This window comes from Tabrizicola sp. TH137, from assembly GCF_002855575.1.
Lineage (GTDB): Bacteria > Pseudomonadota > Alphaproteobacteria > Rhodobacterales > Rhodobacteraceae > Paragemmobacter.
On the sequence record NZ_PKRQ01000005.1, the window covers coordinates 115,631 to 135,048 of the forward strand.

Annotated in this window: 19 protein-coding genes; 11 read left to right on the top strand and 8 right to left on the bottom strand. The window is 67.0% G+C overall.

The genetic code is table 11. The features are described from left to right. Window positions 1–20: 20 nt before the first annotated feature. The gene (locus C0V75_RS15605; RefSeq protein ID WP_101921896.1) at window positions 21–506 is read right to left on the bottom strand and encodes a GNAT family N-acetyltransferase; all 486 of its coding nucleotides are present in this window, start codon (window positions 504–506) and stop codon (window positions 21–23) included. Window positions 507–602: 96 nt separating this feature from the next. Here C0V75_RS15605 and C0V75_RS15610 point away from each other — a divergent pair, with 96 nt between their 5' ends. The 10 genes from C0V75_RS15610 (at window position 603) to C0V75_RS15655 (ending at window position 8,243) form a co-directional block, all read left to right on the top strand. Next, window positions 603–1,187: a flavin reductase family protein gene (locus C0V75_RS15610; protein WP_101921897.1), complete on the top strand. Its 585-nt coding sequence runs from the start codon at window positions 603–605 to the stop codon at window positions 1,185–1,187. A gap of 241 nt (window positions 1,188–1,428) precedes the next feature. Beyond that, window positions 1,429–2,301: an S-methyl-5'-thioadenosine phosphorylase gene (locus C0V75_RS15615; RefSeq protein ID WP_101921898.1), complete on the top strand. Its 873-nt coding sequence runs from the start codon at window positions 1,429–1,431 to the stop codon at window positions 2,299–2,301. Window positions 2,302–2,397: 96 nt separating this feature from the next. Next, window positions 2,398–3,228: a peptidoglycan-binding protein gene (locus tag C0V75_RS15620; protein WP_101921899.1), complete on the top strand. Its 831-nt coding sequence runs from the start codon at window positions 2,398–2,400 to the stop codon at window positions 3,226–3,228. 231 nt (window positions 3,229–3,459) lie between these two features. Then, on the top strand, window positions 3,460–3,993 hold the full coding sequence (locus C0V75_RS15625) for an adenine phosphoribosyltransferase (protein ID WP_101921900.1): 534 nt from the start codon (window positions 3,460–3,462) through the stop codon (window positions 3,991–3,993). A 209-nt stretch (window positions 3,994–4,202) separates the two neighbouring features. Further along, on the top strand, window positions 4,203–5,474 hold the full coding sequence (gene chrA / locus C0V75_RS15630; RefSeq protein WP_101921901.1) for a chromate efflux transporter: 1,272 nt from the start codon (window positions 4,203–4,205) through the stop codon (window positions 5,472–5,474). Window positions 5,475–5,570: 96 nt separating this feature from the next. After that, entirely contained in the window at window positions 5,571–6,032 is a 462-nt protein-coding gene (locus C0V75_RS15635; RefSeq protein WP_101921902.1) for an SspB family protein, read from the top strand. A gap of 159 nt (window positions 6,033–6,191) precedes the next feature. Beyond that, window positions 6,192–7,586 carry a class II fumarate hydratase gene (gene fumC, locus C0V75_RS15640; RefSeq protein WP_101921903.1) on the top strand — a complete coding sequence of 465 codons (1,395 nt, stop codon included), beginning with the start codon at window positions 6,192–6,194 and terminating at the stop codon, window positions 7,584–7,586. 3 nt (window positions 7,587–7,589) lie between these two features. Beyond that, window positions 7,590–7,766, top strand: a complete 177-nt coding sequence (locus C0V75_RS15645; protein WP_101921904.1) for a DUF4169 family protein — start codon at window positions 7,590–7,592, stop codon at window positions 7,764–7,766. After that, window positions 7,763–7,978: a ribbon-helix-helix domain-containing protein gene (locus tag C0V75_RS15650; RefSeq protein ID WP_101921905.1), complete on the top strand. Its 216-nt coding sequence runs from the start codon at window positions 7,763–7,765 to the stop codon at window positions 7,976–7,978. Before C0V75_RS15645 ends, C0V75_RS15650 begins: the two co-directional genes overlap by 4 nt. Window positions 7,979–8,012: 34 nt before the next feature. Beyond that, complete coding sequence (locus C0V75_RS15655; protein ID WP_101921906.1) at window positions 8,013–8,243, top strand: N-(5'-phosphoribosyl)anthranilate isomerase; 231 nt, start codon at window positions 8,013–8,015, stop codon at window positions 8,241–8,243. Between the two features lie 105 nt (window positions 8,244–8,348). Here C0V75_RS15655 and C0V75_RS15660 read toward each other — a convergent pair whose 3' ends face one another. The 3 genes from C0V75_RS15660 to C0V75_RS15670 form a co-directional block, all read right to left on the bottom strand. Continuing rightward, window positions 8,349–9,698: a cytochrome P450 gene (locus tag C0V75_RS15660; protein ID WP_101921907.1), complete on the bottom strand. Its 1,350-nt coding sequence runs from the start codon at window positions 9,696–9,698 to the stop codon at window positions 8,349–8,351. Continuing rightward, complete coding sequence (locus C0V75_RS15665) at window positions 9,695–10,924, bottom strand: hypothetical protein (protein WP_101921908.1); 1,230 nt, start codon at window positions 10,922–10,924, stop codon at window positions 9,695–9,697. Before C0V75_RS15665 ends, C0V75_RS15660 begins: the two co-directional genes overlap by 4 nt. A 61-nt stretch (window positions 10,925–10,985) precedes the next feature. Then, complete coding sequence (locus tag C0V75_RS15670) at window positions 10,986–11,744, bottom strand: cytochrome c biogenesis CcdA family protein (RefSeq protein WP_101921909.1); 759 nt, start codon at window positions 11,742–11,744, stop codon at window positions 10,986–10,988. 88 nt (window positions 11,745–11,832) lie between these two features. Between C0V75_RS15670 and C0V75_RS15675 the strand changes: the two genes are divergently transcribed. Next, window positions 11,833–12,081: a sulfurtransferase TusA family protein gene (locus tag C0V75_RS15675; protein ID WP_101922116.1), complete on the top strand. Its 249-nt coding sequence runs from the start codon at window positions 11,833–11,835 to the stop codon at window positions 12,079–12,081. Window positions 12,082–12,271: 190 nt separating this feature from the next. On the opposite strand, the gene C0V75_RS15680 is transcribed toward C0V75_RS15675, so the two are convergent. The 4 genes from C0V75_RS15680 to purQ form a co-directional block, all read right to left on the bottom strand. Next, entirely contained in the window at window positions 12,272–15,001 is a 2,730-nt protein-coding gene (locus C0V75_RS15680) for a ribonuclease E/G (RefSeq protein ID WP_101921910.1), read from the bottom strand. A gap of 557 nt (window positions 15,002–15,558) precedes the next feature. Then, window positions 15,559–16,887 (bottom strand): sigma-54 dependent transcriptional regulator, encoded by a 1,329-nt coding sequence (locus C0V75_RS15685; protein ID WP_101922117.1) that lies wholly within the window; start codon window positions 16,885–16,887, stop codon window positions 15,559–15,561. 7 nt (window positions 16,888–16,894) lie between these two features. Continuing rightward, a complete protein-coding gene (locus C0V75_RS15690) occupies window positions 16,895–18,658 on the bottom strand; it encodes an ATP-binding protein (protein WP_101921911.1) in 1,764 nt (587 codons plus the stop codon). Window positions 18,659–18,716: 58 nt separating this feature from the next. After that, window positions 18,717–19,385: a phosphoribosylformylglycinamidine synthase subunit PurQ gene (purQ, locus tag C0V75_RS15695; RefSeq protein ID WP_101921912.1), complete on the bottom strand. Its 669-nt coding sequence runs from the start codon at window positions 19,383–19,385 to the stop codon at window positions 18,717–18,719. Between the last annotated feature and the right edge of the window lie 33 nt (window positions 19,386–19,418).

Below are 19,418 nucleotides of genomic sequence, written 5' to 3' on the forward strand. Positions count from 1 at the left end.
GCCCGCCCGCAAGGGGCGGCTCAGGTCGCCTTGGTCACCGCGCCCGCCACGCCATCCCAGGCCCCGGCCTTCAGGGCCAGCCCCAGCACGCGGTCGGGGTTGGTGGGGGGCGGCATCTCCACCGCCATCAGCTTGCGGAAACCGAAGCGCGAATAATAGGGGGCATCCCCCACCAGCATCACCCGCTCCCAGCCCAGACGCCGCGCCTCGGCCAGGCTTTCGTTGATCAGAAGGCCCCCCAGCCCCTCGCCCTGCCGCGTCGGGTGCACCGCGACAGGCCCCAGAAGCAGCGTATCGCGCCCGCCCACCCGCACCGGCCAATAGCGGATCGCCGCGGCCAGCGTGCCGTCACCATCCCGCAGCGTCAGGCAGAGCGCCGCCACCGTCGGCACCCCGTCCCGCAACCGGTAGGAGGACAGCGCCGTGCGCCCCGGCGCGAAGCAGAGGTCGTAAAGCGCCTCCACCTCCCACCAATCCTCTTCGGTTTCCTCGTCCAGACGGTACAAGCGGGCGGCCTCCGAATCCTCTGGAACCGCCCGTAACATGCGAATACGACAGGTTCAAATCGACCAGCCGCCATCCCGGAAGGAAGCCGCGCCCCGATGTTCTACCGCCCCGCCGATGGCCATGGCCTGCCGCATAATCCCTTCAACGCCATCGTCACGCCCCGGCCCATCGGCTGGATCGCGACGCGCGGGCCGCAGGGCGACAACCTCGCCCCCTATTCCTTCTTCAACGCCGCCGCCTACAGCCCGCCGCAGGTGACCTTCGCCTCGACCGGCCTGAAGGACAGCGTGACCAATATCCGCGCGACCGGGGTCTTTTCCGTCAACATCGTCGCGGCAGAGATGCTGCATCCGATGTCCGAAACCTCCGCCGCCCTGCCGCCCGAGATCGACGAATTCGCCCATGCCGGGGTGGACAAGGCCGAATGCCGCGAAATCCCCTGCCCCCGGGTCGCAGAGGCCCCGGCCACGCTGGAATGCGCGCTGGTCGATATCCTCACCCTGCGCGGGCGGGACAATTTCCTCGTGATCGGCGAGGTGGTGGGCATCCATCTGCGCGACGATTGCCTGACGGAGGGGCGGTTCGACGTGACGCGGTTCCGGCCGCTGGCCCGCATGGGCTATCGCGATTACAGCGTGGTGACGGAGGTGTTCGAGTTGCGGCGTCCCGGCGAAGGCTGACCCGCCTCAGCCCGCCGTCGCGCCAGAGCCGCCATCCCCCCTATCCACTTTCTGTCGAAAAATATCCTCGGGGGGTGAGGAGCGAAGCGACGAGGGGGGCAGACAGCCCCCCTGCACCGGTGCCCATCCCGCGCCACGCCCGTCCCGACAGCCCCGTCCCGATACCCCCGTCCCGATGCCCCCTTCCCGCGCCCTGCCCCGCCGCCTAATCTGCCCCCGGTCACAGAAGGCGGGACGACAGATGAAAACGATGATCGGCGTGATCGGCGGCTCCGGGGTCTATCAGATCGACGGGCTGGAAGGTGCAAGCTGGGTGAAGGTGAAAACCCCCTGGGGCAAACCCTCGGACGAGGTGCTGCTGGGCCGTCTGGACGGCATCCCCATGGCCTTCCTGCCCCGGCACGGGCGCGGCCATGTCCATGCCCCTTCCGACATCCCCTTCCGCGCCAATATCGACGCGCTGAAACGGCTGGGCTGCACCGATGTCGTGGCCGTCTCTGCCGTGGGCAGCCTGCGCGAGGATTTCCGCCCCGGCGATTTCGTCATCGTCGATCAGTATATCGACCGCACCTTCGCCCGCCCGAAATCCTTCTTCGGGGCGGGCTGCGTGGCGCATGTGGGCTTTGCCCATCCCACCTGCCCGCGCCTGTCCGCCGCCTGCGCAGAGGCCGCGCGGGGCGCCGGCGTCACGGTGCATGAGGGGGCAACCTATGTCGCGATGGAGGGTCCGCAATTCTCCACCCTCGCCGAATCGCGGCTCTACCGGTCCTGGGGCGCGGATGTGATCGGCATGACCGGGATGCCCGAGGCAAAACTCGCCCGCGAGGCCGAGCTTTGCTATGCCTCCGTCGCCATGGTGACGGATTACGACTGCTGGCATCCGGGCCATGACGCGGTGGATGTGGCCGCCGTGATCGCCACGCTGACGGCCAACGCGGGCCATGCGCGGGCGCTGGTGGCGGGTCTGCCCGCGCGGCTCGGCCCCGACCGCGCGCCCTGCCCGCATGGCTGCGACCGCGCCCTCGACATGGCCTTGATGACCGCGCCCGACAAGCGCGACCCCGATCTTCTGGCACGGCTCGATGCCGTGGCGGGCCGGGTGCTGGGGGCCTGAGGCGCACGCGGCATTTACCCCGCGTAAAGCATCCTGCCGCGTGCTACTCTCCTCCCGGGGGCGTGTTCTGCCCCCTTTCACCAGTGGAGCCTTGTCATGCTCACCTCCCATATCCGCCTGCTGCAATCCCGCCTTGCCGCCCTCGGTCACTATGCCGGGTCCATCGACGGCCTGCGCGGCCCTGCCACGGATGCCGCCATCCGGAAGGCGCTGCCCGGCTTCGGCGCCCCGCTGCCCGGCGACTGGACAAGCTGGACGGCGAAGCGGCAGGCGGTCGCCTGTCTTCAGCTTCTGGCGCGCGACGCCGGCCTCGACCCCGGCCCGATCGACGGCTGGTGGGGGCCACAGACCGATTACGCTGCGAATGCCCTCCTGCATCTTGCCGCCACCGGGCAGAAGCCCGACTGGCGCGACATCGCCCCCGGCCGCGCCAACCCGAATGGCTGGCCCGGCGAAAGCGGCGTGACGGCTTTCTACGGCCCGCATGGCACGCCCGAAGGACACCGCCCCCCGCTCGTCAAGGTCCCCTCGCCCTGGACCTTCCGCATCGCCTGGAACCTTGCCCAGACGCGCAGCTTTCTCTGGGCCCATGAAAAGACCGCCGACTCCGTCGCCCGCATCCTGTCGCGCATCCACCTGCATTATGGCGAAAGCCGCCTGCGCGAATTGCGGCTCGACATCTTTTCGGGCGATTACGATCCCCGCCTGATGCGCGGCAGCACGACCAGATGGTCGATGCATGCCTGGGGCATCGCCTATGATTTCGACGACACCCAGAACCGCCTGCACTGGGGGGCAGACCGGGCGCGGCTGGCGCGGCCCGAATACCGCCCCTTCTGGGACATCTGGGAAGCCGAAGGCTGGGTCTCGCTCGGTCGCAGCCGCAACTATGACTGGATGCATGTCCAGGCGGCCCGGCTGGACTGATCCATCCCGGGAACAGACCGCCGCATGGGCTTCATCTTGGCCCAAATACTCACAGCCCCCCTCTCCCCCCGCCCTGCCGCCGGGCCTTGGGGCGCCGACAGCCGGGGGGCAGACGGACCGCAGGTCCGACGCTGCCCCCCCCGCGACGCAGATGCCCCAGGATGCCCCCCGTCGCCCCTCGACGCCCCCGCAACCTCCCGCTAAACCAAGGGGAAAAGCAAAGGGGGCGTCATGGCCAAGAGCGTCAAGGACTACATCCGCACCATCGTGGACTTCCCGCATGAAGGCATCCTCTTCCGCGATGTGACCACCCTCTTCGCCGATCCGCGCGGGTTCCGGATGTGCGTGGACCAGTTGCTCGCCCCCTATGCCGGGATGCGGATCGACAAGGTCGCGGGGCTGGAGGCGCGGGGCTTCATCCTCGGCGGTGCCGTGGCGCATCAACTTTCCACCGGCTTCATCCCGATCCGCAAGAAGGGCAAGCTGCCGGGGGCGACCATCGCCGAAAGCTACACGCTCGAATATGGCGAGGCGACGGTCGAGGTGCATGACGACGCCATCCAGCCCGGCGAGAAGGTGCTCTTGGTCGATGACCTGCTCGCCACCGGCGGCACCGCCGAGGCGGGCATCCGGCTGATCGAACGGCTGGGCGCGCAGGTGATCGGCTGCGCCTTCGTGGTGGACCTGCCCGATCTGGGCGGGCGCCGGAAACTGGAATCGCTGGGGATGGAGGTCCATGCCCTCTGCGCCTTCGAAGGGCTCTGACCGCGGCGCGCGGATCGCCCGCGCTAACCCTTCCTTAACCCCTGCCGCGCTAAGGTGAGTCGTGTCGGGGCTACCCACCCCGGCGCTGCTTGCAGGGACCACAACCCCACCCCCCGCCGGTTCAGCCCGGCGGGGTTTTCTCTACAGGCCCGTCCCTCCCCCGGCGCATCGTCATTGTCCCGTCATGCAGGGCGGGCTATGTCGCCCCCATGACTTCCTATAGCGACCTCATCCGCAGCTTCGGCAAGATCGGCCTTCTGTCCTTCGGCGGCCCGGCCGCGCAGATCGCGCTGATGCACCGGGTTCTCGTGGAAGACCGGAAATGGCTGACCGAGAAGGATTATCTCTCGGCCCTCTCCTTCTGCATGCTCCTGCCGGGGCCCGAGGCGATGCAGCTTGCCACCTGGTCGGGCTGGCGGCTGAAAGGCACGCTGGGCGGGCTGATCGCGGGGCTGCTCTTCGTGCTGCCGGGGGCAGCCGTGGTGCTGGCGCTGGCCATGATCTATGCCGCCTACGGGAACGTGCCGCTGGTGCAGGGGCTTTTCGCCGGGGTGCAGGCCGCCGTGGCCGTCATCGTGATCGAGGCGCTGCTGCGCGTGGGCAAGCGGGCGCTGAAGGGCCGCGCGGCGCTGGTGCTGGCCATCCTCGCCTTCCTTGCCCTCTTCCTCTTTGCCGCGCCCTTCCCGCTGGTGATCCTTGCCGCAGGGCTCTGGGGCTATGCCTCGGCCCGCGGCACGCCCGGCCCGATGCCCGAGGCGGGGCCCTCGCTGGCCCGCAGTTTCGGCACGGTCGCCCTCTGGTCCGCGATCTGGCTGGCCCCCCTCGCCCTGCTCTGGGTCGTCGAAGGCGGCATCCTGACGGAAATCGGCGCCTTCTTCGCCAAGCTCGCCATCCTCACCTTCGGCGGGGCCTATGCGGTTCTGGCCTGGATGGCGCAGGCCGTGGTGGAAGAGAAGGGCTGGCTTACCCTGACGCAGATGATGGACGGGCTGGGGCTGGCGGAAACCACGCCCGGCCCGCTGATCCTCGTCACCGAATTCGTGGGCTATATGGCCGCCCATCGCGAAGGCGGCTGGAGGCTGGGCATCGCAGGGGCGGCGGTCACGCTCTGGGTGACCTTCGTGCCGTCCTTCCTGATGATCTTCGCAGGCGCCCCGTGGATCGCCCGGATCACCGCCGATCCGCGCCTTGCCGGCGCGCTGGCCGCCATCATGGCCGCCGTGGTGGGGGTGATCGCCAATCTCGCCCTCTGGTTCGCCGCCCATGTCTTCTTCGCCCGCATCGGCCGCGCCGCCTTTGGCCCCTTCGACATGATCACCCCCGACATGGCCAGCTTCCGCCCCGGCCTGGCCGCGCTGGCGCTGATCGCGGGCTGGCTGCTGCTTCGCCGCCATATGCCCCTGCCCCTCGTGCTGGCCCTCGCCGCGCTGGGCGGGCTCGGGCTGACGGCGGCCGGGCTGTCGCATCCCCTCCTTCCCTGACCGCAGGACTGGCGAAAGCGACAACTTCCCGAACCGCCCCCTTTCCTTCCCACCCGAATTCCCCTTAATTGGCATGAGCAGCGGAAAGGACAGCGCATGGCCCGATCCATCGACTACGGCAACCTGATGCACCGGGCGATGCGCGGCCTGATCCAGACTGTCCTGCGCGACGTGGCCCGCGACGGGCTGCCGGGCGCGCATCACTTCTTCATCACCTTCGACACCACCCATCCCGGCGTCGCCATCGCCGATTGGCTGAAGGACCGCTACCCGTCCGAAATGACCGTCGTGCTGCAACACTGGTACGAAAACCTGACGGTAACCGAGGACCATTTCACCGTGACGCTCAATTTCGGAAACCAGCCGGAACCGCTCGTCATCCCCTTCGATGCGGTGCGCACCTTCGTCGATCCTTCCGTGGAATTCGGCCTGCGCTTCGAGACGCATGACGACAGCGACGACGAAGAGGAGGACGATGGCGACGATGACGGCGACGACGATCCGCCGCCCCATCAGGATGCCGAGATCGTCAGCCTCGACAAGTTCCGCAAGCAGTGATGCCCCGCAGGGGCCGAAAAATCTTCGTCCGAAGATTTTTCGAAAGCGAAGAATTTTCGGACGAAAATTCTTCGGCCCTCACGGTATGCGACGGTATGCCAATTGATTTCGCGCGCGCCCCCGGCTAAGGCGGGCAGAGCGAAAACAGGAGGCTTGCCCATGTCCGCCACCCGCACAGAGACCGACAGCTTTGGCCCGCTCGAGGTTCCCGCCGACAAGTACTGGGGCGCGCAGACCCAGCGGTCGATCATCAATTTCCCCATCGGCTGGGAACGCCAGCCCGTCGCCATCATCCGCGCGCTGGGGGTCATCAAGAAGGCCTGCGCGCTGGTCAATATCGACCAGGGCGATATCGCGCCCGAACTGGGGAACGCCATCGCCGCGGCGGCGCAGGAGGTGATCGACGGCAAGTTCGACGACAACTTCCCCCTTGTCGTCTGGCAGACAGGATCGGGCACCCAGTCCAACATGAACGCCAATGAGGTGATCTCGAACCGCGCGATCGAAATGCTCGGCGGTGTGATGGGGTCGAAGAAGCCGGTCCATCCGAATGATCACGTGAACATGGGGCAATCCTCCAACGACACTTTCCCCACCGCCATGCATGTGGCCATCGGCATGATGGCCCGCGACGTGCTGCTGCCGGGGCTGGAAAAGCTGTCGGCGGCGCTCTGGGCGAAGTCCAACGAATTCAAGGACATCATCAAGATCGGCCGCACCCATACGCAGGATGCCACGCCCCTGACCCTGGGCCAGGAATTCAGCGGCTATGCGACGCAGGTGGACAAGGGCATCGCGCGGGTGAAGGCCTGCCTGCCCGACATCTATGAACTGGCCCAGGGCGGCACTGCCGTCGGCACGGGGCTCAACACCCGTGTCGGCTGGGATACCCGTGTTGCGGCAAGGATCGCCGAGATCACCGGCCTGCCCTTCGTCACCGCGCCGAACAAGTTCGAGGCGCTGGCCGCCCATGACGCGATGGTGATGTTTTCGGGTGCCCTCAAGACCGTGGCGGCGGCGCTGTTCAAGATCGCCAATGACCTGCGGCTTTTGGGCTCCGGCCCCCGTTCCGGTCTGGGCGAGCTGATCCTGCCGGAGAATGAACCCGGATCGTCGATCATGCCGGGCAAGGTGAACCCGACCCAGGCCGAGGCGCTGACCATGGTCTGCGCCCATGTCATGGGCAATGACGCGGCGGTGGGCTTTGCCGGCAGCCAGGGGCATTTCGAGTTGAACGTCTATAACCCGATGATGTCCTACAACGTCCTGCAATCCATGCAGCTTCTGGGCGATGCGGCGGGGTCCTTCACCGACAATATGGTGGTGGGCACGCAGGCCAATGTGGCGCGGATCGACAAGCTGATGAAGGAATCGCTGATGCTGGTGACGGCGCTGGCGCCCACCATCGGCTATGACAACGCGACCAAGGTCGCCAAGACCGCCCACAAGAACGGCACAACCCTGAAGGAAGAGGCGATTGCCCTCGGCTTCGTCGATGCCGAGACCTTCGACCGCGTGGTGCGGCCGGAGGACATGATCGGGCCGAAAGGCTGACCCATGGCCGAAATCGTCAACCTGCGCGCGAAACGGAAGGAGGCGGCCCGCAAGGCCGCCCGCGCCAAGGGGGACGAGAATGCCGCGAAGTTCGGCCGGACAAGGGCCGAGCGGGAGCTTGAGCAGGCGCGGGCGGAAAAGGCCGCCCGCGACCTCGACGCCCACAAGAGGGATGAATGACCGCGCGGCCCGCCAAGCATTCGCTCACCCTGCGCGGGCATCGCACCAGCGTCAGCCTTGAAGAGGAATTCTGGCAGGCCTTCCGCGCCATCGCCACCGAGCGGGGCCTTACGCTGAACCAGCTTGCGGTGGAGGTGGACGAGGCGCGCGAGGGCGATGTGGGCCTCGCCTCGGCGATCCGCGTCTTCGTGCTGCGGCGCTATCGCGGTTAACCGGGTGTTTACCTGTCTGCGGCAGGCTGCAAGCATGAACCGCACTCTTCTGCCCTATACGACCGAGGGATGGATCGCCCATCTCTTCAACTCGCAAGCCGCGCGGGATGGCGGGGTCATCCGGCGGCAGGTCCGCGACGTGGAGCGCTATGTGGGCCGCGAGGTGTTCCTGGCCGAGATGCGGCGGCGCGGTTTTCCTGTGCTGGAGAATTCGGGCCAGTTCATCATCATCTGCAATCAGGAACCGATCCGCCGCGTCGTATAGCGATTTCTGACGCAGAAATCGCAGCGGAATTTGACGCAAATTCCGCCAACAAGCGCCGCGCCTGCCACCCGATTTCTGCGTGCAGAAATCGTCGCGAAATCTGCGTCAGATTTCGCCCCCCCGCCGCGTCACCCGCAGCCAGATCCCGTCCTTCGCCCGCACCGTCAGATGCGCCACCGGCACCGGCACCCGCCCCTCCACCACCTCGAAGCGGAAGGCCCGGGCCAGCATCGCCAGCAGGAGCACCCCCTCTGCCATGGCGAACCCCGCCCCCGTGCAGACCCGCGGCCCCGCCGAAAACGGCAGCCAGCCGTCCCGCGCCGCCGCCTTCGTCTCTTCCCGCCCCCAGCGGGCGGGATCAAAGCCATCGGGATCTGACCAGATCCGCTCATGCCGCCCCAGATGCCAGGAGGACAGCACCACCTGCGCCCCCGGCTTCACCGCCCGCCCGCGGAAGTCCTCGGGGCAGGTCGTCTCGCGCACCATCATCGGCACGGGCGGGAACAGGCGCAGCGTCTCGCGGAACACATCGCGGGTGAGTTTCAGCCGCGACAGGGCCGAAAACTCCGGCACCATCCCCGCCGCCTCGGCCGCCACCGCCTCCTGCACCTCCGGATGCGCCGCCAGCAGCCAGAGCGCCCATCCCAGGGCGCTTGCACTCGTCTCATGCCCCGCAAGGAAGAAGATGGCGACCTGATCCACCATCTCTTCGGTTTCGAACCGTTCCCCCGTCACAGGGTCCGCCGTCACCATGATCTTCGTGGCCAGATCGTCGGGCGCCGTCCCCGCCGCGATCTCTGCCGCCCGCCGGGCCGTCATCGCGGTGATCAGACGGCGGATCTCGGCCGCCGCCGCGCGCGTGCCGCGCCGGAACCCGCGCGGCAGCCAGCGCGGCAGGGGGACAAAGGCCGCGAGGTTCAGGATCGGCTGCGTCCGCTGATAGGCGCGAAAGGCATGAAAGACGGCCGTCGCATCCCGATCCTCGATGGGGATGGAAAACAGCGTCCGAAAGATCACATCCGCCGCCGCATGGCTGGCAAACTCCTCCACCTCCACCAGGCCCGTGCCCATCCGCGCCACCGCCGCCTCGCCCGCCGCCCACATCGCCGGAAAGGTATCGCGCAGCCGCCCGCCTTCGAAGGCCGGGTCGATGATCCGGCGCTGGCGTTTCCACATCTCCCCGTTGGTGACAAAGACCGACTGGCCCAGCAGCGGCGCCAGCCCCTCGCGCACCCGGTCGGATTTCGGGAAATCGTCGGGGCGCTCCTGCAAGACCCGCCGCACCAGCGCCGGGTCATTGCACATGTAGCTGCGGAAGAAGGGCGTGCGAAACTCCGCCATCCAGGCGCGATAGAGCCGCGCGGGCTGGGCCGAAAGGATGTCTTCCCGGAACAGCCGCAGATAGCGCCAGAGCGACACGCGGTCGGGGCGTGGTGCAGGCTTCGGCACCCTCATGCCAGGCTCCGATGGCCCGAAAGCGGCCGCTCGATCCGGCTTTTCGACGGTGCCCTGCCGCGATAGCGCGCGCCCAGCGTCAGGGGCCCTGCGGTGATGCGGAAATAGTCGTAATCGCCGGGCCGGTCGAAGGCGCACATGTATTGGAAATGCAGCCGGAACCAGCGAAAGCGCATCTTGCGCCAGCGCTCGGGGCTGAAGGTCCGGGTGAAGGCGCAAGACATCACCAGCGGCCAGCGCTTGCCCGCAGGCGCCACCCCCGTCACCGCCACCGGATCGCAAAGCGCAAAGGCACAGCCATCCCCCGGCGCGGTGACATCGACCCAGGTCACCTCGTCCTGCGCCGAGAGATAGGCCAGATCCGCGCGCAGCCGCTTCGCCTCGGGCAGGAAGGACACCATCGGCACCACCTGCCCCAGGGTCAGGAAGGACAGCACCGCCCCCCGCCCCGGCAGACCGGCGCGCAGCAGATCGGCAAGGATCGTCACCCCGAGGATGGCCCCGGAAGAATGGCCCACGACCAGAACCTCATCCACCTCGCCCTCCAGCGCGGCGCGGATGCGGGCGCCGAATTCCGCCATCCGCGCGTCAAGCTGGGGCGGATAGGCCCCCCAATGCCCGGCCGAAAAGGCATAGTCATGCATCAGGTAATAGGCGAGGAAGCGGCGATCCGCCCGCTGGAACAGGCGCAGCACGGCCCAGCCCAGCGCCAGCCCCGCCGGCAGGCCCAGCGCGATGCCGAAAGGCCCCGGCAGCAGCGCCACAAGGCCCCGCCCGACAGCCCATCCCGCCAGCGCCGCCAGAACCGCCTGCAAGGACAGCATAACCACCGGATAAAGCGCCGCCAGCGTCGGCCCCTTGCGCAGCCGCCCCAGCCGGAACAGCGCCCCGGAGGCGACATAGATGAAGGCCGTGCGCAGCATCTGCCCATAGGTCGCGGCAATCGTCCGCCGCATGGACCCGCTGATGATGTCGGCCCAGGCCAGCACCTCGACCTCCGCGCGCACCTCCTCGCCGTCGATCTGGGCGGTCACGCTCCAGCCATGGGCGAGGCCTGCGGGCTTTGCCCCTACCTCCAGCGCGTAACCGGAAATGGCCGCCTGCCGCGGCCCTTCCTGCCGGTAGAACTGCCGATAGCGCCGCGTCTGCAAGGGATCGAAACCCGGAATATAGAAGACGCGCCGCCGCCGCACCTGCCCGGTATCCCGTGGCCCCAGTTCCGTCATCGAAACACCCTGCACCCTGCCTGCACCCCGCACCGGCCCCCACTATGGCGCGTCGCAGGGCTCAGCCCAAGAGAGGAATGCCCAACCTGTCGAAGGTTTCCAGAAGCCACCAGCTGAAATCGGTGAAAGCCCCGGTCAGCAGCGCCAGCCCGACCCCGACCAGAAGCAGGCCCATCGCCCGCTCGATCCATTTCATATAGGGCTTCAGCCGCTGCATGATGCCCATGGCGCGTTCGATGAACATCGCGGCCAGCAGGAAGGGGATCCCCAGCCCCGCCGCATAGACGCCCAGAAGAACCGTGCCGCGCTGCACCGATCCTTCCTGCGCCGCCAGCGACAGGATGGCCCCGAGCTGCGGCCCGATGCAGGGCGTCCAGCCAAAGGCGAAGGCCAGGCCAAGCACATAGGCCCCGAAGGCCGATCCGCCGCGATCCCCCGCATCCAGCCGCGCCTCGCGGTCCAGAAGACCGATGCGGAAGACGCCCAGGAAATGCAGCCCGAAGATCAGGACCACGGCCCCCGCCACCTGCGAAAAGATCGTCTGGTTTTGCAGGAAGAAGGCCCCGAAGGCACTGGCGGTGAAGCCGAGCAGCAGGAAGACCGTCGAAAGCCCCAGCACGAAGAACAGCGCCGGCAGCATCACCCGCCGCCGGGCCGCGCCGCCCCCCGTCATCTCGCCCATGGAGATGCCGCCCATATAGGCCAGATAGGGCGGCACGATGGGCAGGACGCAAGGCGACAGGAAAGACAGGATGCCGCCCAGCAATGCCACCAGCATTGCCGCGCCCATTCCCGCTTCCATGATCTCCACGCCGAACATTCCGCTCCCTTACCCGCTTCCGCGCCCGCCGTCACCAGCGCCCTTCGTCACATTGCCGTGGCCCCGCCCCTTGGGCTATGACGCCGCCATGACCCGCACCCCCGACCTCACCCTCGATTGCGAAGGGCTGCTCTGCCCCCTGCCCGTGCTGCGCGCCCGCAAGGCGCTGGCGGCCATGGCACCGGGCCAGATCCTGCGCCTCACCGCGACAGACCGCATGGCCGCGATCGACCTGCCGCATTTCTGCGCCGAAACCGGCCACCGCTTCCTCGCGGCAGAAGAGACCGGCCCCGTCACCGCCTATCTCATCGAACGCGGCCCCGCCCCCCTCGCCTGACGACCGCCCCTTCATCTTGGCCCAAAATACTCCGGGGGTCCGGGGGGGACCCCCGGCGGAGCCAAGCGGCGCAGGCCGCGCAGGCGACCCAGGACACTTGCGCCGCAAGGCGCTCCGCTTCACTGGCCACGGCAAGGAAAAGGGCCGGGACATCGCGCCCCGGCCCCCCTGATCGTTCCAGCCGCAGGCCTTATCGGCCCAGCGACCACCAGCCCTTCTTGCGCGGCTTCGGCGGGCCCTCTTCGGCCGCCGCTTCCGGCGCGGGGGCCGGGGCGATGGCCGCCACCTCCGCCTCGCCCGGATCGGCAATCAGCGCGGCCTCCGGCGCGGGTGCAAGGCCCGGATCGGCGGGGAAGGACGGGGCCTCTGCCGCGGCTTCTGCCACAGCCTCCGCCTCGGGCTTCTTCTTCGCGCGTGACCGGCTGGCGGGGGCCTTCTTTGCAGGCTTCGCCGCCGTCTCTTCCGTCTCACCGGCCACCTCCGCCACAGCGGCGGGGGCCTCTGCCGCAGCCTCTGCTGCCGCCTCTGCCACAGCCGCCACCACCGGCGCCGCCGTCTTGCGGCTGCGCGACCGGGTCACCTTCTTCTTCGGCGCCTCGGCCTCCGGCTCCGGCGCGGCCACAGCCTCGGCCGGGGTTTCCGTCACGGACTCAGTCGCGGCGGCATCGGCTTCCTCGCCGTCCTCCTCGTCGCTCTCGGACCCTTCGCCGCCCTCGCCCGCCGTCATCGCGCTGTCAGAACCCGGCACGCCATTCGGCCCGCCCGGCTTCTTCTTCCGGCGCCGACGGCGCTTCTTCTTGCCGCCACCTTCGCCCGGCGCCGGGGCGCGGCCATCGCCCCGCCCTTCGGCCCGGCCCTCGGCCCGCGCCTCGCGCGGCTCTTCCGCGACCTCGGCCTCCTCGACCTCGTCCAGTTCCTCGTCGAAGGGCAGATCTTCGTCCTCCTCCTCGTCCACCGGCGCGCCCATCAGGCCCGCATGGCCCGAGATCACCGTCGAAGGTTCCGGCACGACCCGCGTCGCCGTCTTGAATTTCTCGATCACGTAATCCGGGCTGACCAGCGAGGGATCGCCCTCGACCCGCACGCTCATGCCATAGCGCGCCTCGATCAGGGCGATATGTTCGCGCTTCTGGTTGATGAGGAAGTTCACGATCCCCACAGGCGCCTTCAGCAGCACCTCCTTGGACCGTTTCCGCGTCCCCTCTTCCTCCAGCGCGCGCAGGATTTGCAGGCCGAGGCTGTCATCCGACCGGATCAGACCCGTGCCATGGCAATGCGGGCAGGGCTGGGTGGTGCTTTCCAGCATCCCCGGACGCAGCCGCTGGCGGCTCATTTCCAACAGGCCAAAGCCCGAGATGCGGCCCACCTGGATGCGGGCGCGGTCGGTCTTCAGCTTTTCCTTCAGGCGCTTTTCGACAGCGGCGTTGTTCTTCCGCTCTTCCATGTCGATGAAGTCGATCACGATCAGACCGGCCAGGTCGCGCAGGCGCAATTGCCGCGCGATCTCTTCCGCCGCCTCGAGGTTCGTCTTCAGCGCGGTTTCCTCGATCGACCCTTCCTTGGTGGCCCGGCCCGAGTTGATGTCGATGGCGACCAGCGCCTCGGTCACCCCGATGACGATGTAGCCCCCGGATTTCAACTGCACCACTGGGTTGAACATGCCGCCCAGATAGCTTTCCACCTGATAGCGGGCGAAAAGCGGCATCGTATCCTCATACCGCTTCACCACCTTGGCGTGGGACGGCATGATCATCCGCATGAAATCCTTGGCGGTGCGATAGCCCGCCTCGCCTTCGACCAGAACCTCGTCGATCTCGCGGCTGTAAAGATCGCGGATCGACCGTTTGATGAGGTTGCCTTCCTCATAGATCGCCGCCGGCGCGATGGATTTCAGTGTCAGTTCGCGGATCTGTTCCCACAGCCGCATCAGATATTCGTAATCGCGCTTGATCTCGGCCTTGGTGCGCTTGGCACCTGCCGTGCGGATGATGAGTCCCGCGCCTTCCGGCACCTCGATCTCGCCTGCGATTTCCTTCAGCTTCTTGCGGTCGGCGGCCTGGGTGATCTTGCGGGAAATGCCGCCGCCCCGCGCCGTGTTGGGCATCAGCACGCAATAGCGGCCCGCCAGCGAGAGATAGGTGGTCAGCGCCGCGCCCTTGTTGCCGCGCTCTTCCTTCACGACCTGGACCAGCATGATCTGCCGGACCTTGATCACTTCCTGAATCTTGTACTTGCGCGGACGCGGCTTGCGGGGCGCGCTGATCTCTTCGGCGACATCCTCTTCGGCGACCGATTCGATCTCGTCATCGGTTTCGCTGGCATGGTCCATCGCGCGATAGGGCCGTTCGCCGGTTTCCGACCCGGCCTCGCCGCCCTCGCCATGGTCATGCCCATGGTCGTGCCCATGGCCATGATCGTGGCCCTGCTCATGCCCCTGCTCGGGCGCCGCAGTCTCGGTAGCGGGGGTCTCGGCGACGATGGCCGTGGCCTCTTCGCCCTCCTCCTCGCCCAGATCGACGACATCCATCCCGCCGATCTCGACCGTCTTCACCGCATCGCGGCGCGCGCCTTCGGGGCGCGGGCGCGACCGGCTGCGCGACCGGCGGTTCTCTTCCTCTTCCTGCGCGCGGTTATAGGCGCGCTCTTCCTCCAGCAGCGCCTTCCGGTCCGCGACGGGGATCTGGTAGTAATCCGGATGGATTTCCGCGAAGGCAAGGAAACCATGCCGGTTCCCGCCGTAATCGACAAAGGCCGCCTGCAATGACGGCTCCACCCGAGTGACCTTTGCGAGGTAGATGTTGCCAGCAAGCTGGCGCTTGTTCACCGTCTCAAAGTCGAATTCTTCAACCTTGTTTCCGTCCACCACCACGACGCGGGTCTCTTCCGCATGCGTGGCGTCGATAAGCATCTTCTTGGCCATGATATCCTGATGCGCCCCGGCCAGGCCTTGCCCGACCGGAGCGAACTCCGGGATCGGGGTCGGACATGGGAAGGCGGCTTGTCTGGGCAAGACGGCGCGGAACGATGGGCCGGGCCATGCCCGGTGGGCACCCCTCGGCTTTCGTCATCGAAATAGCGCGCGTCATCGCGGTTCTCTTTCGAGCGCCTGACGGCGCCCACCTGATTAAGCCCGCTGCGTCTTGTGACCTGACGGGCAAACTGACGACCTTTCGGCCGATCCGACTGCCAGCCTCACGGTCCATTCCACAGGTCCGGCGGGGCTGGGCAGAGAATTCATCGGCGGGGCAAACCCCGCGTCCCGTGACCCTAGCGGCAAAGCCGCGCAAAACACAATGGGTGAATTTAACCGCCCCCTGCATCCCGTCACCGAGGGGTGCAAGGGGGAGGCCCAGAATCAACCACTGGTTAAGGTTAACGGGCGGGCAGGCTGCACCCTGTGGCCACAGTTTGCTGCACAGGATACGGCACAGGATGCGGCACAGGCTTTTTAAACGATTTCAGCAGGTTAATGCCGTTTCAGGTATACTCCGCCCGGCTGAGGCCATATTTCGCCATCTTCTCGTTCAGGGTCCGGCGCGGCAGGCAAAGCTCGTCCATCACCGCGACGATGCTGCCCTTGTGGCGCCGCATCGTGTTGTCGATCAGCATCCGCTCGAAGGCCTCCACATATTCCTTCAAGGGTTTGCCTTCGGTGGTCATCGCGGGCCCCGTCGCCTCGTTATCCGCCATCAGAAGCGATGCAATCGACCCCGATCCCCGGCGGTTCTGCAAGACCGCCCGTTCGGCGATATTCACAAGCTGCCGCACATTCCCCGGCCAGGGCGCCTGCAACAACTGCGCCGCCTCCTGCGCCGTCACCTGCGGCGCGTCGCAGCCGTATTCCTCGGCGAATTGCTCCGACATGCGGGTGAACAGCGTCAGGATATCCTCGCCCCGCACCCTAAGGGGTGGGCAGAGAATGGTCATAGCCCCCAAGCGGTAGTAGAGATCCGACCGCAGCACATCTTCCAGCGTCTTGTCGGGGGCATGTTCGTTACAGATGGCGATGATGCGCGTCTCGGGCGGGGTGCCCTGATCGTTGATCAGCGTCAGCAGCCGTGCCTGCAAGGGCTGGCTCAGTGCCTCCACATCCTCAAGGCAGAGCGTCCCCCCCCGCGCCTCTTCCACCAGCGGAATCTGCCCATCCTCGGACGGGCCGAACAGCTTGGCCGCCAACTGATCCTCCGACCATGCGGCGCAGGAGATGGTGACGAATTTCTTCGATGCGCGCGGCCCCACCGCATGCAGCGCATGGGCGACCAGCGTCTTGCCCGTGCCCGTCTCGCCATCGATCAGGACATGGCTATCTGCCTGACCCAGATCGAGAATATCCTCGCGCAGCCGGTCCATCACCGGGCTCGACCCGATCAGCTTCTTCATCAGGATCGACCCGTCCGACAACTCCTTCCGCAGTGCGCGGTTGTCCAGCGTCAGGCGGCGGGCCTGCGTCGCCCGCTTGGCCAGTTCCGTCATCCTGTCGGGATTGAAGGGTTTTTCCAGAAAGTCATAGGCCCCGACCCGCATCGCCTCTACCGCCATCGGCACGTCGCCATGGCCGGTGATCATGATCACGGGCAGGCCCGAATCCATCCCCATCAGCCGCTTCAGGAAGGCCATGCCATCCATCCCCGGCATCTTGATGTCGCTGACCACGACGCCCGGAAACTCCGGCCCTATGCCCTTCAGCGCCTCTTCGGCGCTGGCATAAGTCTCTGTATCGAAACCGGAAAGCGCCAGCCACTGGCTGATGGACTGCCGCATGTCCGCCTCGTCATCGACGATCGCCACCTTCATCGCGCGTGCCATGTCCACCTCACTCCGCTGCTTCGACTTCCTTGCCCAGCAAGGGCAGTTGCATCTCGAACACCGCGCCGCCGCCTTCGGCATTGCGCGCGGTCAGACGACCGCCAAGGTCGTTCACGATCCCGGACGAGATGGCAAGGCCAAGCCCCACCCCCTCGCCGGGTTTCTTGGTCGTGTAGAAAGGCTCGAACAGATTGTCCAAGTCCTTGATTCCCGTGCCATTGTCGCGCACCGCCAGCATCGCCACATCGCCCGAAGACAGGATCAGGTCGATCTGCGGATCGCTGCGGTCCCGCGTGGCGTCCAGCGCGTTGCGCAGAAGGTTGATGATGACCTGTTCCAGACGGATGCGGTCGGCCATCACCATAACGGGCATCCGCGGCAGGGTGCGGGTGATCTTGACCACCCGCTGTTTCAACTGCGGCTCCATCATCGACAGGGCACCCGACAGGGCCGATCGCAGATCGACCGGCTCGAAAGCCTCGCCGCCCTTGCGGGCATAGGATTTGAGCTGCCGGGTGATCGCCCCCATGCGTTCGATCAGATCGTCGATCCGCTGGAAGGATGACAGCGCCTCTTCCGGCCGCTTCCGTTGCAGCAGAAGCCGCGCCCCGGCGAGATAGGTCTTCATCGCCGCAAGTGGTTGATTCAATTCATGCGACACGGCCGCCGACATCTCGCCCAGCGCGGCCAGCTTGGAGGATTGCGCCAGCGTGAGTTCGGCAACGGCAAGGTCCTTCTGCACCTTCTCGCGTTCCGCGATTTCGCGTTGCAGGCGGGCGTTCAGCATCCGCAATTCGGCGGATTCCTTCTGAAAGCTCACGCTCTGCGACCAGGCCTTGCGGGACAGGAAGTAGAAGGTCAGCGCCATCAGGATGGCAAAGCCCATGATCTCCAGCGCGAGGATGCCATTCACCCGTTCGCGGACCGAGTCATAGGCGGTGAAGGTCACCATGCGCCAACCGCGAAACGGAACCCGCGCCTCGGTCTTCATCACCGCCTCGCCGCGGACATAGGCATCGGGCGGGGCCTGCGCCCAATCCGCCGTCGCCTGCAAGGCGCGGCTGAGCGCCGAGGGCGCGTCGCGCACCGCCAGCGCCTCTTCCATCGGCAGCCCACGCCAGCGCGGTTCCGTGGCGAGGATCACCGTCCCCTCGCTGTCGGTCACCATGACCGCGTCCTGAAGGCCCGCCCAGGCGCGTTCGTATTTCATCAGATCGACCGCGACGACGATCACGCCCGCGAAACGCCCATCCACCAGAACGGCACGGGAATAGGTGAAGTCGAACCCCCCGCCTTCGCGCGCCTGCGCAGTGAAGACGGTATCCTTGTTGCGCTGCGCCTCTACGAAATAGGCGCTGTTGCGGTGGTTCGTCCCCAACAGGTTGCGGTTGGTCGCCCCCACCGTGCGGGCATCGGCGTCGATCAGGAGGATCGAGGCGACCCCGATTTCCGACTGCACGCGGATCAGTTTCTGCGATGTGTCGGCATAGCTGCCATTGCGCAGCGCCTCGATCAGGGCGGGGTCACCGGCCAGCAGCAGGGGAACGACCGAGGTCCGTTGCAACTCCGAAACCATGTTCCCGGAGTAAAGCGCAAGCCGCAATTCGGCCCGGTTGCGGGTGGTTTCGGTGAAACGTTCGGAAAGCCAGCGGTTGGTCACCAGCACCACACCGATGGCCAGCAGCACCAGCAGGCCGATCACAAGCTTCACCCGCCACGAGATGCCGGGCGGGCTGTCGGTCTCGGGAGTCTGGAGGTCGGCGTCCTGCATGACACCAATCTAGGCCCGCGCCGCTGGCCCCTTCAAGCGGGCCGCGGGAAAGCCCCCGTCAGGCAAGCGTCAACCCGCCCATCAGCGCCTTGAACAGCGCCGCGCCGTCGGTTCCGCCCTGCGCCGGGTCCACCACCCGCTCGGGATGGGGCATCATTCCCAGCACGCGGCGATTCTCGGACAGGACGCCCGCAATATCCGCCATCGACCCGTTGGGGTTCTGGTCATAGGTGAAGGCGATGCGATCCTCGGCCTGCAACCGGGCAAGACCTTCGGCGTCGATGGTGTAATTGCCGTCGTGATGGGCGACGGGGACGGTGATCACCTGCCCCCGGCCATAGTCTGCGGTGAAGGCGCTGTCAGTGGTGGCGACACGCAGGCCCTGCATCCGGCAGACGAATTTCAGCCCCGCATTGCGCATCAGGGCGCCGGGCAGAAGCTGCATCTCGGTCAGGACCTGAAATCCGTTGCAGACGCCCAGCACATAGCCGCCGCGCGCGGCATGGGCCTTCACCGCCGCGCCGATGGGCGATTGCGCGGCAATCGCGCCGCAGCGCAGGTAATCGCCGAAGGAAAACCCGCCGGGAATGCCCACCACATCCACGCCGGGCGGCAGGTCGGTATCCTTGTGCCAGACGCGGGCCACATCCCATCCCGCCCGTTCGAAGGCGACGGCAAGGTCGCGGTCGCAGTTGGAACCGGGGAAGGTGACGACGGCGGCCTTCATCTTGGCATCCTTTCGCAAGCAGGGGATGGCCGG

Bases quoted from the DNA above. Each gene is read 5' to 3' on its own strand.
- C0V75_RS15610 (WP_101921897.1), top strand. From the start codon at position 603: ATGTTCTACCGCCCCGCCGATGGCCATGGCCTGCCGCATAATCCCTTC.
- C0V75_RS15615 (WP_101921898.1), top strand. From the start codon at position 1,429: ATGAAAACGATGATCGGCGTGATCGGCGGCTCCGGGGTCTATCAGATC.
- C0V75_RS15620 (WP_101921899.1), top strand. From the start codon at position 2,398: ATGCTCACCTCCCATATCCGCCTGCTGCAATCCCGCCTTGCCGCCCTC.
- C0V75_RS15625 (WP_101921900.1), top strand. From the start codon at position 3,460: ATGGCCAAGAGCGTCAAGGACTACATCCGCACCATCGTGGACTTCCCG.
- chrA (WP_101921901.1), top strand. From the start codon at position 4,203: ATGACTTCCTATAGCGACCTCATCCGCAGCTTCGGCAAGATCGGCCTT.
- C0V75_RS15635 (WP_101921902.1), top strand. From the start codon at position 5,571: ATGGCCCGATCCATCGACTACGGCAACCTGATGCACCGGGCGATGCGC.
- fumC (WP_101921903.1), top strand. From the start codon at position 6,192: ATGTCCGCCACCCGCACAGAGACCGACAGCTTTGGCCCGCTCGAGGTT.
- C0V75_RS15645 (WP_101921904.1), top strand. From the start codon at position 7,590: ATGGCCGAAATCGTCAACCTGCGCGCGAAACGGAAGGAGGCGGCCCGC.
- C0V75_RS15650 (WP_101921905.1), top strand. From the start codon at position 7,763: ATGACCGCGCGGCCCGCCAAGCATTCGCTCACCCTGCGCGGGCATCGC.
- C0V75_RS15655 (WP_101921906.1), top strand. From the start codon at position 8,013: ATGAACCGCACTCTTCTGCCCTATACGACCGAGGGATGGATCGCCCAT.
- C0V75_RS15660 (WP_101921907.1), bottom strand. From the start codon at position 9,698: ATGAGGGTGCCGAAGCCTGCACCACGCCCCGACCGCGTGTCGCTCTGG.
- C0V75_RS15665 (WP_101921908.1), bottom strand. From the start codon at position 10,924: ATGACGGAACTGGGGCCACGGGATACCGGGCAGGTGCGGCGGCGGCGC.
- C0V75_RS15670 (WP_101921909.1), bottom strand. From the start codon at position 11,744: ATGTTCGGCGTGGAGATCATGGAAGCGGGAATGGGCGCGGCAATGCTG.
- C0V75_RS15675 (WP_101922116.1), top strand. From the start codon at position 11,833: ATGACCCGCACCCCCGACCTCACCCTCGATTGCGAAGGGCTGCTCTGC.
- C0V75_RS15680 (WP_101921910.1), bottom strand. From the start codon at position 15,001: ATGGCCAAGAAGATGCTTATCGACGCCACGCATGCGGAAGAGACCCGC.
- C0V75_RS15685 (WP_101922117.1), bottom strand. From the start codon at position 16,887: ATGGCACGCGCGATGAAGGTGGCGATCGTCGATGACGAGGCGGACATG.
- C0V75_RS15690 (WP_101921911.1), bottom strand. From the start codon at position 18,658: ATGCAGGACGCCGACCTCCAGACTCCCGAGACCGACAGCCCGCCCGGC.
- purQ (WP_101921912.1), bottom strand. From the start codon at position 19,385: ATGAAGGCCGCCGTCGTCACCTTCCCCGGTTCCAACTGCGACCGCGAC.